We start from the raw sequence: 14,590 nt of genomic DNA, 5'->3' as shown, positions 1-14,590 counted from the left end.
CGGAATTGACGGGCGATAGCGTCCACCCAAGTGCTCACGTTGATCCTGCTCCAAATCAAAAGGCGGTTCCAGCAGCCATTTCATGGCTTTTGGAACCGCCTCTTGTATAAGAAGTAAGCTATATTCATCTATTTCTGTATGAAATGGGCTATCTGGTCTCTAGGCACAGGATATACTGCAACCGGGACTTGATTTCTTTCTGCCATTTCATATCTCCGACTTTCACAGCAAGATTGAGCAGGTCCAGGTAATCGTCAACCTGCAGGGCGGTCCGGGTAGTGGCTGCGTTCATGGGGGTTCAGTCTCCTTTTAGCTCAAATATAGAAAATAATGAATGTTGCACATCCAATAATGATAATCATTATCAACCGTTACTGTTATTATCCACACTTTAACCGCAAAAAGCAATACAAATCTAAAGTTTTTGATTAAATCTAAGATGATGCACTAAAGAATTAAGGATATGAAACCGCAGGATGTGCACAATTTATCGGAAATGAGAAAAAAGGAGCAGGAACCCTACCATATTTTGTCGAATAAGCTTGTATACATAGTTATGCCGATCTTACTTGGGATAAAGGAGAATTGCGATGAAGCGGTGTAAATTGTTGCTTCTAATTAGCATTGTGCTCATGCTTGCACACCCCGCTGCCGCTTATGCCGAAAGACAGGAAATTAAGTACCAGGCAGAACTGGAGTATCCACCTTATAAGTACATACAGAATGGTTATCTGACGGGCTTCGATATTGACCTGACAAGTATGATCTTTGAGAAGAACGAATATCTTGTCCACTACAGCACCGGGAAGTGGGAGCAGACGTACCGGCGGCTGAGTGAGGGCGGGATTGATACTACCGGGCTTATGGCTGTCAGCGAGGAGAGGAAGCAGAACATTCTTTTCTCGAAACCCGTGTTAAAAAGCTATATTTCTGTCTATTCGCGTCAGGAACTCCAGGTTGACGTGACGCTGGGCACACTCCGTAAGTACAAGATCGGTGTTGGCAAAGGACAATATGCAGAGACCATCCTGCAGAACGAGGCGGGTATCCCGCCATCAGAATACATAGAATATGCAACCGTACCGGATGCGTTGGACGCTCTGCGTCAGGGGGAGATCGACCTGCTGTTCGAGAATCAGGGGGTTGTCGATTATCTGATTGTAGAACAGGGCTTAACCGGTAATATTATCCGCAAAATGAGCAATTTGTATCCGCAGGATGTGGCCTACGGCATCAGCAAGTCCAAGCCGGAGCTGGTGTCCTACGTCAATGCAAGGCTAGAGCGTCTGGTAAGCTCAGGTGCCTTCGAAGAGCTGTACCAGCAGTATTTCTTCGTGCATTCCGACCATTATAATGAAAAGATGCGTAACCGGATTTTTACCGTATTCTCCATCGGGACCATTCTGCTGGTATTCGGTGCCGTCCTGCTCCGGATGTATATCCGGCGGCTGCGCCGTACGATTCACTCCGAACAGGAATTCTTCAAGGATGTGATCGAGAATGCCGGAGTGATTGTGTGGGCTGTTCACGGGGACAAGCGGAGCGTGCGCTTCAATAAATATGCCGAGATGATGACCGGGCTGGAGGAGAAGGAGGTGCTGGGCGTAAGCATAGAAGAGCTGCCCGGCCTGGAAGACGGTGCAGCCGTGCTTAGAGATCTCCTTGCCAGGGCGGCAGCCCGGGATTATGTGACCAATGTCGAGCTGAGGCTTCCTGACCATTCTCCGGGTGCGCATTATTTCTCCGTCCGCACGGCCCTCATCAAGGGAATGGACGAGCAGGCGGAGGATATCTTCGTGCTGGTCGGCATCGATATCGATGAACGCAAGCAGAATGAGCTTAAGCTGCAGCTTAGCTACGAGGAGCTGGAGTCTACATATGAGGAGCTGGCGGCCACAGAGGTAGAGTTGCAGGATCAGTTCAATAAGCTGGGGGTCAGCGAACGGCGGTTCCGCCTGGCCTCGGAAGGCTCTGGTGCGTACATGTGGGAGCTGGACTGGGACAGCGGCTTCTACAAGCTCTCGGACCGGTGGTACGAGGTGATGGGATATACCGAGGCGGAGATCAACTCCTTCGAGGGAGGCGTGCTCAGCATTATTCACCCGGATGATCAGGAATCCGCGCGCAAGGCCAGACAGGAGCATCTTACCGGATTGACCCCGATCTATGAAACCGAATACCGGATGAGAACAAGGCAGGGGGAGTACATCTGGTTCGAGGTGCGGGGCAAGGCAATCGTTGACCCGAAGGATCAGATCGTCCTGTTCCTTGGTTCCCTGATCGATATCAGCAAGCGCAAGCAGGCAGAATTCAAGCTGAATAACAGCTACCAGGAGCTGGAGGCGACTTATGAGCAGCTTACAGCGACCCAGCAGGAGATTGTAGGACAATATGATATGCTGCTGGAGAATCAGAAGAATATGCATCGCCTGGCGTATATGGATTCGCTCAGCAATCTTCCGAACCGGCTCAGTCTGCTGGAGACGATGGAGAGTTATTTCCGCCGGACGGGAGGCAGTGCGGCGCTGCTTTTCGTAGATATGGATAATTTCAAATACATCAATGACACGCTTGGACACAAGTCCGGCGATATTCTGATCCGCAAGGCCAGCGAACGGCTCCAGTCTGTAGTGCGTGAGGAGGATCTGCTGTCGCGGCTGGGCGGGGATGAATTTGTGATTTTCCTCAAGGATATTGAGAGCCGGGTGGATGTGCTTAATCTGGCCGAGGATATTATGCGTGCGTTCCGCAAGTCTTTTCTTATCGGTGAGAGCAATCTGTATGTGTCCTCCAGTATCGGGATCTCCTTCTACCCGGAAGACGGCGAGACGACGGAAGAGATTCTGAAGAACGCCGATGTAGCGATGTACCGGGCCAAGGAAGAGGGGAAAAGCACCTACGTCGTATATGATAAATCGATGCATACCGCCTTCAATGACCGGATGAATATTGAGAAGCATCTGCGCAGTGCGATGAATAATAACGAATTCGAGCTGCATTATCAGCCGCAGGTGCAGATGGAGACCGGGCTGATCTCAGGCTTCGAGGCTCTGATCCGCTGGAACAGTCCGGTCCTCGGCTTTGTCTCCCCGCTCTCCTTCATTAAGATCGCCGAGGATTCCAGGCTGATTATCTATATCGGCGAATGGGTGCTGCGGGAGGCCTGCAAGTTCATGAACAGCATCCATCAGCGGACCGGCATTCCTTACAAAATATCGGTGAACATCTCCATCATTCAGCTCCTGCAGGATGATTTCGTAGAGATTGTGCTGGACAGTCTGGAGGAGAGCGGCCTTGTGGCATCCAGTCTGGAGCTGGAAATCACAGAGTCTATCTTCATGGAGTCGTTCGGGAGTACGGTTAGCAAGCTGGAGTTCCTGCAGTCCCGGGGGATACGGATTGCCCTGGATGATTTCGGAACGGGGTATTCCTCCCTTAGCTATCTGCAGCAGCTGCCGATCTCTACGCTCAAGATGGATAAAGTCTTCATCGATTCCTTGGCCGATAAGGCCTTTAGTGAATCTTTTGTGCAGACGATTATTACTCTGGGCCACAAGATGGGTCTGGATGTAGTAGCCGAGGGCGTGGAGGATGCCAGCCAGTGGGCCTTCCTTAGAGAAGCTCATTGCGATAAAGTGCAGGGGTATCTGATCAGCCGGCCGGTGCCGCAGCGCCAGGTCATGGAGCTGCTTGTTCCGCAGAGACGGTATGGGGCGGAGGAGCTGGAATAGATATCAGACAGGTTCAGATGACAAGCGGGTCCCCGGCATAGGCTGCTATGCACGGTGGACCCGCTTTTTTGAAATATAGAAATCATATGTTTGTGGGCCCCGCTAAGTACCTGAATCATCATCGCAAGTGTAAACGGCTTTGCCGTCCTTTTAGAGGACGGTACCGTTTTAGCGAGAAATAGAAGGATAAGTTATCGTGTGCAACATATAAATTCTTATATTTAAGCTAAAGCCACACTTTGTGGGATGGATGGACTTAGAAGATGACGATTTTGTTCTTGCCGGTTTTCTTGGCCTCGTACAGGGCGTCGTCCGCCTGCTGAAAGATAGAGCTCTTGGAATCCCCGCCGTTATATTCATGCATTCCGATGCTCACGGTAACCGATTCATTGTCCATTTCGCTGATCGGAAGGCTTGCAATTCCTGCGAGGATATTCTCCATAATGCGGCCCGAATCCTCTAATGTCTTGGAAGTCAGAATAATCACGAATTCCTCCCCGCCGTACCGCGCTGCGAAATCATCCGAGCCGATATGCTGGAGCATGACAGCGGCGACCTGCCGGAGAACGATGTCTCCGACCCAGTGCCCGTACCGGTCATTGACCTTTTTGAAATTGTCGATATCAATAACCGCCAGCTGCATCGGAAAAGGATTGCTCTCTTGATGGTCAATCAGCCAGCCCAGGTACTCATGAAAGGTCTTATGGTTGTACAGGTCGGTCAGCGGGTCGATCTTGGACAGTCGGTCCATAATAATATTCTGGATGCGCAGCTCTTGCTCTGACTTCAACGAATTCTCCAGCGAGCGCATAAGATCCTTGCCCCGGGCTATAACACCGAAGCCGGCCAGGGAGGTTCCGGCTAAGATCAGGGTGATAATGATGTTCTGGATGCGTAGCGTGTAATCGGTAATAGAGGTGTTCAGAAATAGTATGATGATGTAGATCAGGCAGATCACAGAGGAAGCCCTCAGATAATTCTCCCTCAGATAGATCATGGATACCAGCAGCGGAAGCAGCATAATCAGCGGCTTCACATGATATTCGGAACTAAGATTCAGGATGAACACGATACCGCACAGGTGACTTCCAAGAATAATTGAGAATTCGGATAACAGCGGCTTGTATTTATGGACAGCCTCCAGAATCAGCAGCAGGGCGAACAGAATAGCATCTGGAATCCAGATATGCCTAATGAGATATGGCTTGTCGGACAACTCGGGCCGGTGGCCCCACATGGATAAGTAAACATATAGCTGGCTTGCCATATAAACAAAAAGCGCCATCCAAAAGGTATTGAGGAGGACGCGGTTCCAATACATTTGGCGAGGAGTAGGGGGCGGGATCTGCATAAGATGTTCCTCTTTTCCAGTGGCAATGTACTTATATATTCGACAATGTTCTTGTTTCTCCTTCTGGGTCTTATGTCAGGGAATAGGTCTGGAATAACGTTCGTGTTTGTAAGGTGTTTGTTAGGTTGTCTGGGTACGTGATTCTGCATAATGCTATAAACACGAACTATTCATGCTATTCATCATTGACACATTCGGATTTATTCGGTAAAATTCCAATTGTCCCGTAATAACGGGTGAAGTTGTTCGTATATCCTCAATGATAAGGTTTGGGGGTTTCTACAGGGGACCGTAAATTCCTGGCTACGAATAGGGTGCATTTTGCATACCTATGAAGAGGCCAGGTTTTTTTGTGTGCTGTTGTGTGCTGCTTGGTTAAGTGGACTAATATACTGCAGAGACGCTTTGCGGCCCCTGTCAACCGCAGGCCGAAGCCGTTTCACCTTGGGAGGAACAGAGAAGATATGAGTAAATACGATGTAATTGTTGTTGGAGCCGGTCCGGCTGGAATATTCGCCTGTTATGAATTAACACTGAAGGCCCCTGAGCTGAAGGTGCTGCTGGTGGACAAGGGACATGATATCTACCGCCGCAACTGCCCGATCCTGGAGGAGAAAATCAAGCTCTGTCCGCCCGCCTCCGGCCGCAAGGAATTCGCCGGGTGTCTGCCGGCCTGCTCCATTACTGCGGGCTTCGGCGGCGCTGGTGCATACAGTGACGGCAAATTCAACATTACCACCGAATTCGGCGGCTGGATGACGGATTATCTGCCTCCTTCCAAGGTGATGGAGCTGATTGAATATGTAGATGGAATCAACCTGGAGCACGGGGCAACCCCGGTCATTACCGATCCGACTACGGAGAGCATTCGCGGCATCGAGCAGCGGGGATATGCCGCCGGGCTGAAGCTGCTGCGGGCGCAGGTCCGCCACCTCGGAACCGAGCAGAACCTGGAGATTCTGAAATCGATCTATGAATATCTGCGGACACGCATTGATATGTTATACAAGACAGAAGTAGAAGATATCGTTACTGTGAAGGAGAACGGAACGCACCGCATTACAGGCATTACGCTGAAGAACGGGGAGAGTCATGAGGCTGGCCTGGTGATGATTGCTCCGGGACGGGACGGATCGGCCTGGCTGACCGAGGTGCTGAAGAAGCGCAGGCTCAAAATGTACAATAACCAGGTCGATGTCGGGGTGCGTGTAGAGACCTCGGATGTGGTGATGCGGGAGATTAATGAGCATCTGTACGAGGGCAAATTCATCTTCAATACCTCCGTAGGTACACGTGTCCGCACCTTCTGCAGTAATCCCTCGGGGCATGTGGTTGTGGAGAATCACAGCGGAGCGATGGCCGCGAACGGGCACTCCTATAAGGACCCTGCGCTGGGCTCGAAGAACACCAACTTTGCGCTGCTGGTCTCCCATACCTTCACCGAGCCGTTCGACAAGCCGAATGAATATGCCCGGGAGATCTGCAAGCGGGCGAATGATCTGTCCGGCGGCGGGGTCATTGTACAGAAATACGGAGATATCCTGCGGGGCCGCCGGTCTACGGAGACCCGGATTAAGGAAGGGTTCCTGGAGCCGACGCTGAAGGAAGCGGTGCCCGGTGACCTGGGGCTGGTACTGCCGTACATCACGATGAAGAGCCTGATTGAAATGGTGGAGGCCTTGGAAAAGGTAACCCCGGGCATCGCCTCCGAACATACGCTGTTCTATGGCGTGGAAGCGAAATTCTATTCCGCCCGTCCGAAGCTGACGGATGAGTTCGAGACCGAAATCTCCGGCCTCTACTGCGGCGGCGACGGGGCAGGCATTACCCGCGGATTGGCCCAGGCCGGAGCGGCTGGCGTGTGGATCGCCCGCGGCATGATGGCGAAGAATGCCCAAGAGGTTAGCGTACAACCGGCAGGGGTATAATCCTGGGCGGGATGACGCCGGAAGGACAGCCGTATCCTCAGATGCTGGGGGTCGGCTGTTTTTTATTGTTTTTTAGGAAACTATAGATTTGGGGATAAGTATTCTTTGAATGATTCGTAGAATGACTTTAATGCTGAGGTATGCTTAAAACCGAATGGCAATTGGCTGGTAGAGCGGCGCACGGACTAAAGGTATGTGGAAAACAGCATACATTGTGCTCGCAAGCAGGCCCATGGACCAAATGTATGTGAAAAACAGTATACATTGTGTTCTGATGCAGGCACACGGACCAAATGTATGTGCGGCCGGAAGTCCAAAACTTCTATGGAGTCACGGCAATCCCATAACAGAAAAAATATAAGTGAAATCTATATAGTTGTGGTTTCCTTAATTTAACTCTGCTGATATAATGTTAGAATACATAACATGATAGAGTGGAGTGAACGTGCAGAATGGGAATTCGCCGGAGCAAGGCCGCTATCGTTATTATTTTGCTGCTAGGTGTGGGGTTGTATGGCTTATGGATGGAGATGTACTGGGTACATAAGGTTGTCTATCTGCTGCTGATGGTAGCGCTGGCCGGGTTTGCGCTGGATATGGGGCGGAACGGAGCGGTTGGAGCCCGGAAATTGGCGGAATCACAGAGCAAGGTAGAGCGGCTGGGCAATGAAATTGTTGTCACCTCGGACCGGCTGCATGGTGCTCTGGAGGAGATTACCCGTCATACCGAAGGACTTCAGCAGACAGCGGACTATTCGCATGCCTACGAGGTGGAGCTGCAGACCCGCAGCAATGAGGCGAAGGCCAATATTGAGGGGGCTTTTGCCAGGATGGGCGGAGTCGCAGCAGTTACCGGACAGATTGGAGAGCTGACCGGACGGCTGAGTATGGCGATGCAGGCAGCACGTACAGGGATGGCGGGGATGGTGGATTCCCTGAAGAATACAGATGAGGTCATGGAGGAATTGCAGGAGCAGAGCGGAGATATGCTGGGCAAATTCACCGTGTTAAGCGGACATATTGCGCTGGTGGAGGAGATGAACGCCCTGATCGTAGGCATCGGCAATGAGACCTCGCTGCTGGCCCTGAACGCCTCGATTGAAGCTGCGCGGGCCGGGGAAGCGGGCCGCGGATTTGCTGTGGTCGCAGGCCGGATCAGGCAGCTGGCCGATCAGAGCCGGGATTCCGTGGAGCGCTCAACGGCGGTGCTGCGGGATCTCAATCATGGCGTACGGCAGGTGCTGGAGTCGGTCACAAAGGAGCAGACAGCGGTTGCGCATGGAGTGAATGAAGTGGCGAAGGTGAAGCAGCGCCTCGGGGATATCTCGGCCCGGGTGGAGGAAGTCGGGGTCATAGTTACGGAGTCAGCGGCTGCGGCAGAGCAGCAGAACAGTCTGATCGAAGAGGTGACCGGCGAGCTGAGCGGTGCAGTGGGGATTGTCAATGAGACCATAGCAGGCGTAGACCTGACCTTGGAGCAGGTGACCCGCCAGCGCACGCAGATTGGGCAGCTTAATGAGATCAGCGCAAGCCTGCTGCTGGAATCTCAGACCCTGCAGCAGTCAGTGAACGGCATTGCCGGACGCGAAGTCATTGAGCTGAGTCAATATACGGCGCGGCTTGAGGAAATGCAGACGGTGCTTCAGGAGATAGCAGCCAAGCAGGAGATGTGTGCAGCGGATGCGGACATCCATGGCAGAGTTCTTGCGGCCTGCAAGCATAAGGTACCGGATGTGCAGGCCATCTGGTCCAACCGGACGGATGGCACCTTCATCTACTCCGAGCCTGCGGCCGGGCTGCTGAATGCGAAGCGCCGGGACTGGTGGAACGGGGCAATGGCGGAAGGTCATTACGTCTCGCAGCCGTATGTCTCGGCCATTACGAAGCGTTCCTGCATCACCCTCTCCAGAGCAATTACGAACGGGGACGGGAAGATTGTGGGTGTGGTGGGGATTGATCTGGCAGTCTAGAGGCATTGAACAGTGGACGCATACGGCGCAGTAAGAGAGGGATAGTAGGATGAATTGATTAGCGGGTCATTAGGCTGGAATGGAGATATAAGCATTTTGCGAACAAACTCAAATTTGCATAAGGTGCATTAAAAACATTGGCCCCAAAAATTTCAACGACGACAGCTCTTGAACGAGATAATAAAGTCATAGACTGCCGTTGTGTTATTGAGTTAACGTGGCCCTTTAGCATAACGAAGGACTACCATACGGTAGCCCTTCGGTGTTCAAGAGTCATTCCCTGTTAATTCAACGCTTATCGCCGTACTTTCTTGCCAACAGCGAGCCCTAGACTCAACCAACGTCCTTCATCGTGCAAAATAAAATCCTTCTCGCCTTCGTAATATCGGAAATTATCGAGCATCCATTGGTAACTCTCAGAGAAGTAAGAACTTTCGGTAATTAAAAAACCTTGATTTCGAAGTAAATTGCAATTCCAATCTAACGTCCGAATCCATTTTTTATAAGACTGTAAGATATCGAAATTCTCCAAACCAAGCGGTATTGGATTCAATGTACACATAGGTTCTGCAATTCCAAAAAAACTGTTAGTGCGAGTAATGCGTGTGATTTCTTTCAGAGCTTGTTCCCTATCCTCTATCATAAAAAAAGAGCCGATACTAAAGACTGCATCAAATGCTTCGTCAGGAAATGGCATAAGTTCAGCATTCGCTCTTACTGCCAGAACGTTATTATCTACACCCTGTTCTGATGCATATTCCTGGATAACACTCAATATTTCCCACAATTCCAATGTAATTACAGTTACTCCCCAATGTTTAGCTACCGTTGCCGCAACTTGACCAGTACCAGCGCCTATTTCCAATACACGCATACCTGGCTTCAATTCTAAAGCAGTAATTAGTGGCAGAGCCATTTCGTATGAACCCGCGCCTAATGGAGTTGGGTTTTGGATACTTAGAAAAGGATTATTCAAGACATTTTTCTCCCTAATGGGGAGTCGCAGTTATAGGGCTAATTAGGCGCTATATTCCCCGTTTTTTTGCCCATTATTCTTCTTACTTTTCATGTTAACCGCCTCCAATTCTTATATATTCCAAGTTTATCAAAAAACAATCAAGGATACCATCATCTACTATCCTGCCTTGAAACTTTTTCATCGAGAGTCATAGTGACTGTTGCGCAATCCGAAGAAAAGGTGCAGCAGTTATTTTGAGGGGCTGTTATAGCCCCTATAGATTACTTTCGTTTGTTACGGCCAATTAAGCCGCCCACAATCCAAAAGATCAAAATACCAACAAAGGCAAATACAATCCAAAAAGCTATACGCACAAGCTATCACTCCTTTAAAACAACCTTACGATAATAGTTAATTTTCCGCAATAGAAGGGCTTTTATACTCAGTGAGGGAACACGACATGCCTGGTTTGGAAATCCAATAGGATTACCTCAACCCTTAGCGGCGGCTGCGCAGATTGCTATAACCATTATCCCAACTTATAATGGACCGATAGCTTGTCCTATGGAGGCGTGAGTGTGCAATATAATTTGAGTATTCTGCTGCAATTGTTAGAGCGGGCAGCGCTGCTGCTGATGTGTCTGTTCGTCCTGAGCCGGGTGCCGCGGTTCAAGGAGATTTTTGCCAAAGGGGTGCATGCCCCTCAGGAACTGGCGATTGTCACGGTTATCTTCAGCCTGTTCGCCATCTTCGGAACCTACAGCGGAATTAATGTGGAAGGGTCTCTGGTCAACGTGCGGATTATCGCCATCATAGCCGGAGGGATTCTGTTCGGTCCTTGGGTCGGGCTGATTACCGGGATCATCTCGGGCGTACACCGCTTCCTGATTGATATCGGCGGGGTCACCTCGCTCCCGTGTCTGATTACCAGCATTACGGCGGGCGTGGTATCCGGGATCATCTACCGGCGCACTTCGCCTGAACGCCGCTGGATCGCTGCCATTGTCGCCGGGATGGCCTGCGAGGCATTGACGATGGCGCTGATTCTGGTGATGGCTGATCCCCATTCGCTTGGCGTGGATATCGTGTCCAAGATTGCTTTTCCGATGATAGTGGGGCAGATCTGTGCCGGGCTGATCGTTACGCTTGTGCAGAGTGTAGAAGGGGAGAAAGAGCGGATTGCCGCGAAGCAGTCCAAGCTGGCGCTGGAGATTGCCAATAAGACGCTTCCGTATTTCCGCAGTATTACTCCCGAGTCGCTGCGTACCATCTGCGGAATCATCCAGGAGGATATCGGGGCGGATGCGGTGGCAATTACCGATACCAGAGTCATTCTGGCCTACGTGGGTGTCGGGGAAGAATATTATGCCGAAGCCAATGAGATCATCAGTGAGGAGACGAAGCAGACGCTGAGCAGCGGGGAGATTACCATCCGTGACGACGATACCGAATACATGAACCGGGACATCCGCTCGCTGATCATTATCCCGCTGAAGGAGAAGGGGGAGGTGACGGGATCACTCAAGATCTACTATACCCACGCGCATAAAATCACCTATTCCCTCCAGGCCATGGCGGTAGGGCTGTCACAGATCATCTCCACACTGATGGAGGTGTCACGGGTTGAGGGGATCAAGGAGATGGCCAACAAGGCCGAGCTGAAGGCACTGCAGACCAGCATCAACCCCCATTTTCTGTTCAATGCGCTAAATGCAATTATCTCCTCCATCCGGATAGACCCGGACAAGGCGCGTGAGCTGATCGTCAATCTGTCGGGGTATATGCGGTATAATCTGGAGCTGACCGATGAATCCATAGATATCCGGCGCGAGCTGCAGCAGGTGCAGCATTATGTGGAGATTGAGAAGGCCCGTTTCGGCAGCCGCCTGAGCGTTCTGTACGATATAGATGAGGTAACGGTACGTATTCCGAGTCTGGTCATTCAGCCGCTGGTGGAGAATGCGATTATCCACGGGATTTTGAAGGGGAAAGGGAACGGAACTGTAGACATCTCGGTCAAGGACCACGGAGACAGCGTAAGGGTGCGGATTGCCGATACCGGAGCGGGGATCAGTGAAGAGACGATTGCGAAGGTCTACAGCGGAAGCATGGAGGGCAACAAAATCGGCCTCAACAACGTGCACCAACGTATCAAGTTGATCTACGGTACGGGTCTGACCATCCGGCGGCTGGCTAAGGGGACGGAAATCTATTTTGATGTGATAAAGGAGCAGCGATGAGAGCGATCATTGTCGAGGATGAAGTGCTGGCAAGACAGGAGCTTACGTATCTGATTCAGACCCATAGCCGGATCAAGATTGCGGCGGAATTCGAGGACGGGCTGGAGGCGCTGAAGTATCTGCAGACGGATACGGTGGATGTGATTTTCCTGGATATCAATATCCCTTCAATTGATGGGGTGCTGCTGGCCCATAATATCAGCCGGTTCGCGGTCAAGCCGTATATTGTGTTCATTACAGCCTATAAGGAGCATGCCGCCGAGGCGTTCGAGATTGAAGCATTCGACTATATTCTGAAGCCTTACAGTGAGACGCGGATCAGAGCGATGCTGCAGAAGCTGGAGGGTGCCATCGCGGCCAGAAGCCGCCAGGGGGAAGAGGGACCGGTGAAGCTGGGCAGCGATAAGGTCAATCTGTGGAAAAATGAAAAGATTATCGTCGTCGATGCGGACGAGATCTATTATGCTTCGGCGCAGGAGAAAACAACGAGTGTGATCACCAAGGGGGAGGAATACAGCATGGCCCTCAGTATCAGTGAATTCCATACCCGCCTGCCGCAGGAGCAGTTCTTCCGCTGTCACCGCTCCTATCTGGTCAATCTGTCCAAAATCAAGGAAATCATCCCCTGGTTCAACAATACCTATCTGCTAAGGCTGCGGGATCTGAATGTGGAGGTTCCAGTCAGCCGCAGCAAGGTGAAGGAATTCAGGCAGATTATGCGTCTCTAACGGCAGTTCATTCCCCGTCAGTGTCATCTCATTCCGGATTTCTCTCAGAAGGAGCTCCTTTCGCTACAATGAAGAGGCAGAGTAAGCCTTGAAGCGACTTCAGCGACTTCAGAAGAGAAAGAGGGAATTCTGATGATAACGGATACAGCCAGTAAACGGTGGCTCATCGTACTAGGTACAGTAATTATGCAAATGGGACTCGGCACCATCTACACCTGGAGCCTGTTCAATGCACATCTTGTCAGTACATTTGGTTTTGAGCTTAGCTCAGTTTCGATAACGTTCTCTATTACCAGCTTTGCCTTGGCCTTCGCCACACTGTTCGCAGGCAAGCTGCAGGACCGGTTCGGTCTCCGCAGACTGACCGCAGCTTCCGGTATCCTGCTGGGGCTGGGGTTGATGCTAAGCTCTCAGGCCAGTTCCCTGCCGATGTTCTACCTGCTGGCTGGCGTAGTGGTCGGGTATGCTGATGGCACGGCGTATATTACTTCGCTGTCCAACCTGATGAAGTGGTTCCCGAAGCATAAGGGACTGATCTCCGGGGTGTCCGTGGGTGCTTACGGAACGGGCAGTCTGATCTTCAAATACATCAACGGCAGCCTGATTGAATCGGCGGGGGTGTCGAATGCTTTTCTATACTGGGGCCTGATGGTCATGCTGATGATCCTCCTCGGCTCGTTGCTGATCCGGGAGGCTCCGGTGGCTGCACCTGCTGTAACTGCTGCGGGAAACCGGGCATCGTCCGCTTCCGGGGCGGCTCTGCTGCCCAAGGATTATACCGTGAAGGAAATGCTCCGCACGAAGGAAGCGTACCTGCTGTTCGTGATTTTCTTCACCGCCTGCATGAGCGGCCTCTATCTGATCGGTATCGTGAAGGATATCGGTGTGCAGCTGGCGGGTATGGATGTGGCGACGGCGGCGAATGCTGTAGCGATGATCGCTATTTTTAATACGGCCGGACGCCTGATTCTTGGCGCATTATCCGACCGGGTAAGCCGGACCAAGCTGATTAGTATCACGCTCGCAGTAACGGCTGTGGCAATGTTTACCCTCAGCTATGCCACACTGAGCTATGGCCTGTTCTTCACCTGTGTGGCGGCCATCGCCTTCTGCTTCGGCGGTAACATTACCGTCTTCCCGGCGATTGTCAGTGACTTCTTCGGCCTGAAGAATCACAGCAAGAACTACGGCATCATCTATCAGGGCTTCGGGATCGGCGCGCTGTCCGGTTCATTCATCGCCGCCTTCCTCGGCGGGTTCAAGCCTACTTTTAACATCATCGGTCTGCTGTGTATTCTGGCCTGTATCCTGGCGGTTTCGCTGAAGCCTCCGGTAGCCAGAGCAGCCAAAGCCAAGGGAATGAGCCTGAAGCCTTCACGGCATACGGCTTAAACCATATATCGACTTATCGACTTACGTCGGCTTAAAGTAGTATAGACAAAGAGAATAGCTTTTGGAGAAGAGATGTCCTACGTTCGCGTGAGCGGGTGGTGGAGGTCTTTTTTTCATGGTCGAAAACAAACATGTCTTTCGAGGCACAACTCCAGCATGAAAATGAGCAGTGTACCTAATACAGAATGTCGTCCGTTCAACTGTTTAACGTACTTAATTCAGCAAACCGACCACAAATGGACTGGACGCGCTGCGTAGGCCAAATGTAATCGAAAAACCGACCACAATTGGA

At 51.3% G+C, this 14,590-nt stretch carries 9 protein-coding genes and 1 riboswitch; of the genes, 6 read left to right on the top strand and 3 right to left on the bottom strand.

Annotated elements, in window-relative coordinates; genetic code table 11:
• Positions 1-148 precede the first annotated feature (148 nt).
• On the bottom strand, positions 149-292 hold the full coding sequence (locus tag MKY64_RS25435) for a hypothetical protein (RefSeq protein ID WP_200869518.1): 144 nt from the start codon (positions 290-292) through the stop codon (positions 149-151).
• A 298-nt stretch (positions 293-590) separates the two neighbouring features.
• Here MKY64_RS25435 and MKY64_RS25430 point away from each other — a divergent pair, with 298 nt between their 5' ends.
• Positions 591-3,731, top strand: a complete 3,141-nt coding sequence (locus MKY64_RS25430) for an EAL domain-containing protein (RefSeq protein ID WP_340956564.1) — start codon at positions 591-593, stop codon at positions 3,729-3,731.
• Between the two features lie 256 nt (positions 3,732-3,987).
• On the opposite strand, the gene MKY64_RS25425 is transcribed toward MKY64_RS25430, so the two are convergent.
• A complete protein-coding gene (locus MKY64_RS25425) occupies positions 3,988-4,998 on the bottom strand; it encodes a diguanylate cyclase (protein ID WP_162174672.1) in 1,011 nt (336 codons plus the stop codon).
• A 310-nt stretch (positions 4,999-5,308) separates the two neighbouring features.
• Positions 5,309-5,408, top strand: a riboswitch (purine riboswitch).
• A gap of 138 nt (positions 5,409-5,546) precedes the next feature.
• Here MKY64_RS25425 and MKY64_RS25420 point away from each other — a divergent pair.
• Positions 5,547-7,010, top strand: a complete 1,464-nt coding sequence (locus MKY64_RS25420) for an NAD(P)/FAD-dependent oxidoreductase (RefSeq protein WP_036695613.1) — start codon at positions 5,547-5,549, stop codon at positions 7,008-7,010.
• A gap of 452 nt (positions 7,011-7,462) precedes the next feature.
• Positions 7,463-8,980 (top strand): methyl-accepting chemotaxis protein, encoded by a 1,518-nt coding sequence (locus MKY64_RS25415; protein ID WP_340956562.1) that lies wholly within the window; start codon positions 7,463-7,465, stop codon positions 8,978-8,980.
• A gap of 295 nt (positions 8,981-9,275) precedes the next feature.
• Here MKY64_RS25415 and MKY64_RS25410 read toward each other — a convergent pair whose 3' ends face one another.
• Positions 9,276-9,956, bottom strand: coding sequence for a class I SAM-dependent methyltransferase (locus MKY64_RS25410; protein ID WP_051477874.1), 681 nt, complete (start codon positions 9,954-9,956; stop codon positions 9,276-9,278).
• 617 nt (positions 9,957-10,573) lie between these two features.
• On the opposite strand from MKY64_RS25410, the gene MKY64_RS25405 reads away from it, so the two are divergent.
• The 3 genes from MKY64_RS25405 to MKY64_RS25395 all read left to right on the top strand — a co-directional run bounded on the left by MKY64_RS25405 (position 10,574) and on the right by MKY64_RS25395 (position 14,298).
• Complete coding sequence (locus MKY64_RS25405; RefSeq protein ID WP_200869519.1) at positions 10,574-12,178, top strand: sensor histidine kinase; 1,605 nt, start codon at positions 10,574-10,576, stop codon at positions 12,176-12,178.
• The gene (locus MKY64_RS25400; protein ID WP_036723527.1) at positions 12,175-12,906 is read left to right on the top strand and encodes a LytR/AlgR family response regulator transcription factor; all 732 of its coding nucleotides are present in this window, start codon (positions 12,175-12,177) and stop codon (positions 12,904-12,906) included. Before MKY64_RS25405 ends, MKY64_RS25400 begins: the two co-directional genes overlap by 4 nt.
• Before the next feature lie 135 nt (positions 12,907-13,041).
• Positions 13,042-14,298, top strand: a complete 1,257-nt coding sequence (locus MKY64_RS25395; protein WP_442792617.1) for an L-lactate MFS transporter — start codon at positions 13,042-13,044, stop codon at positions 14,296-14,298.
• Positions 14,299-14,590: the final 292 nt, after the last annotated feature.

This window comes from Paenibacillus sp. FSL R7-0210, from assembly GCF_038009085.1.
Classification (GTDB): Bacteria; Bacillota; Bacilli; order Paenibacillales; family Paenibacillaceae; genus Paenibacillus_AQ; species Paenibacillus_AQ silagei.
Note: the sequence above shows the minus strand (reverse complement) of the source record. Positions and strands in the feature narration are given on the sequence as shown.

Excerpts from the sequence above, each read along its gene's own strand:
- MKY64_RS25435 (WP_200869518.1), bottom strand. The coding sequence starts at position 292 with ATGAACGCAGCCACTACCCGGACCGCCCTGCAGGTTGACGATTACCTG.
- MKY64_RS25430 (WP_340956564.1), top strand. The coding sequence starts at position 591 with ATGAAGCGGTGTAAATTGTTGCTTCTAATTAGCATTGTGCTCATGCTT.
- MKY64_RS25425 (WP_162174672.1), bottom strand. The coding sequence starts at position 4,998 with ATGGCAAGCCAGCTATATGTTTACTTATCCATGTGGGGCCACCGGCCC.
- MKY64_RS25420 (WP_036695613.1), top strand. The coding sequence starts at position 5,547 with ATGAGTAAATACGATGTAATTGTTGTTGGAGCCGGTCCGGCTGGAATA.
- MKY64_RS25415 (WP_340956562.1), top strand. The coding sequence starts at position 7,463 with ATGGGAATTCGCCGGAGCAAGGCCGCTATCGTTATTATTTTGCTGCTA.
- MKY64_RS25405 (WP_200869519.1), top strand. The coding sequence starts at position 10,574 with ATGTGTCTGTTCGTCCTGAGCCGGGTGCCGCGGTTCAAGGAGATTTTT.
- MKY64_RS25400 (WP_036723527.1), top strand. The coding sequence starts at position 12,175 with ATGAGAGCGATCATTGTCGAGGATGAAGTGCTGGCAAGACAGGAGCTT.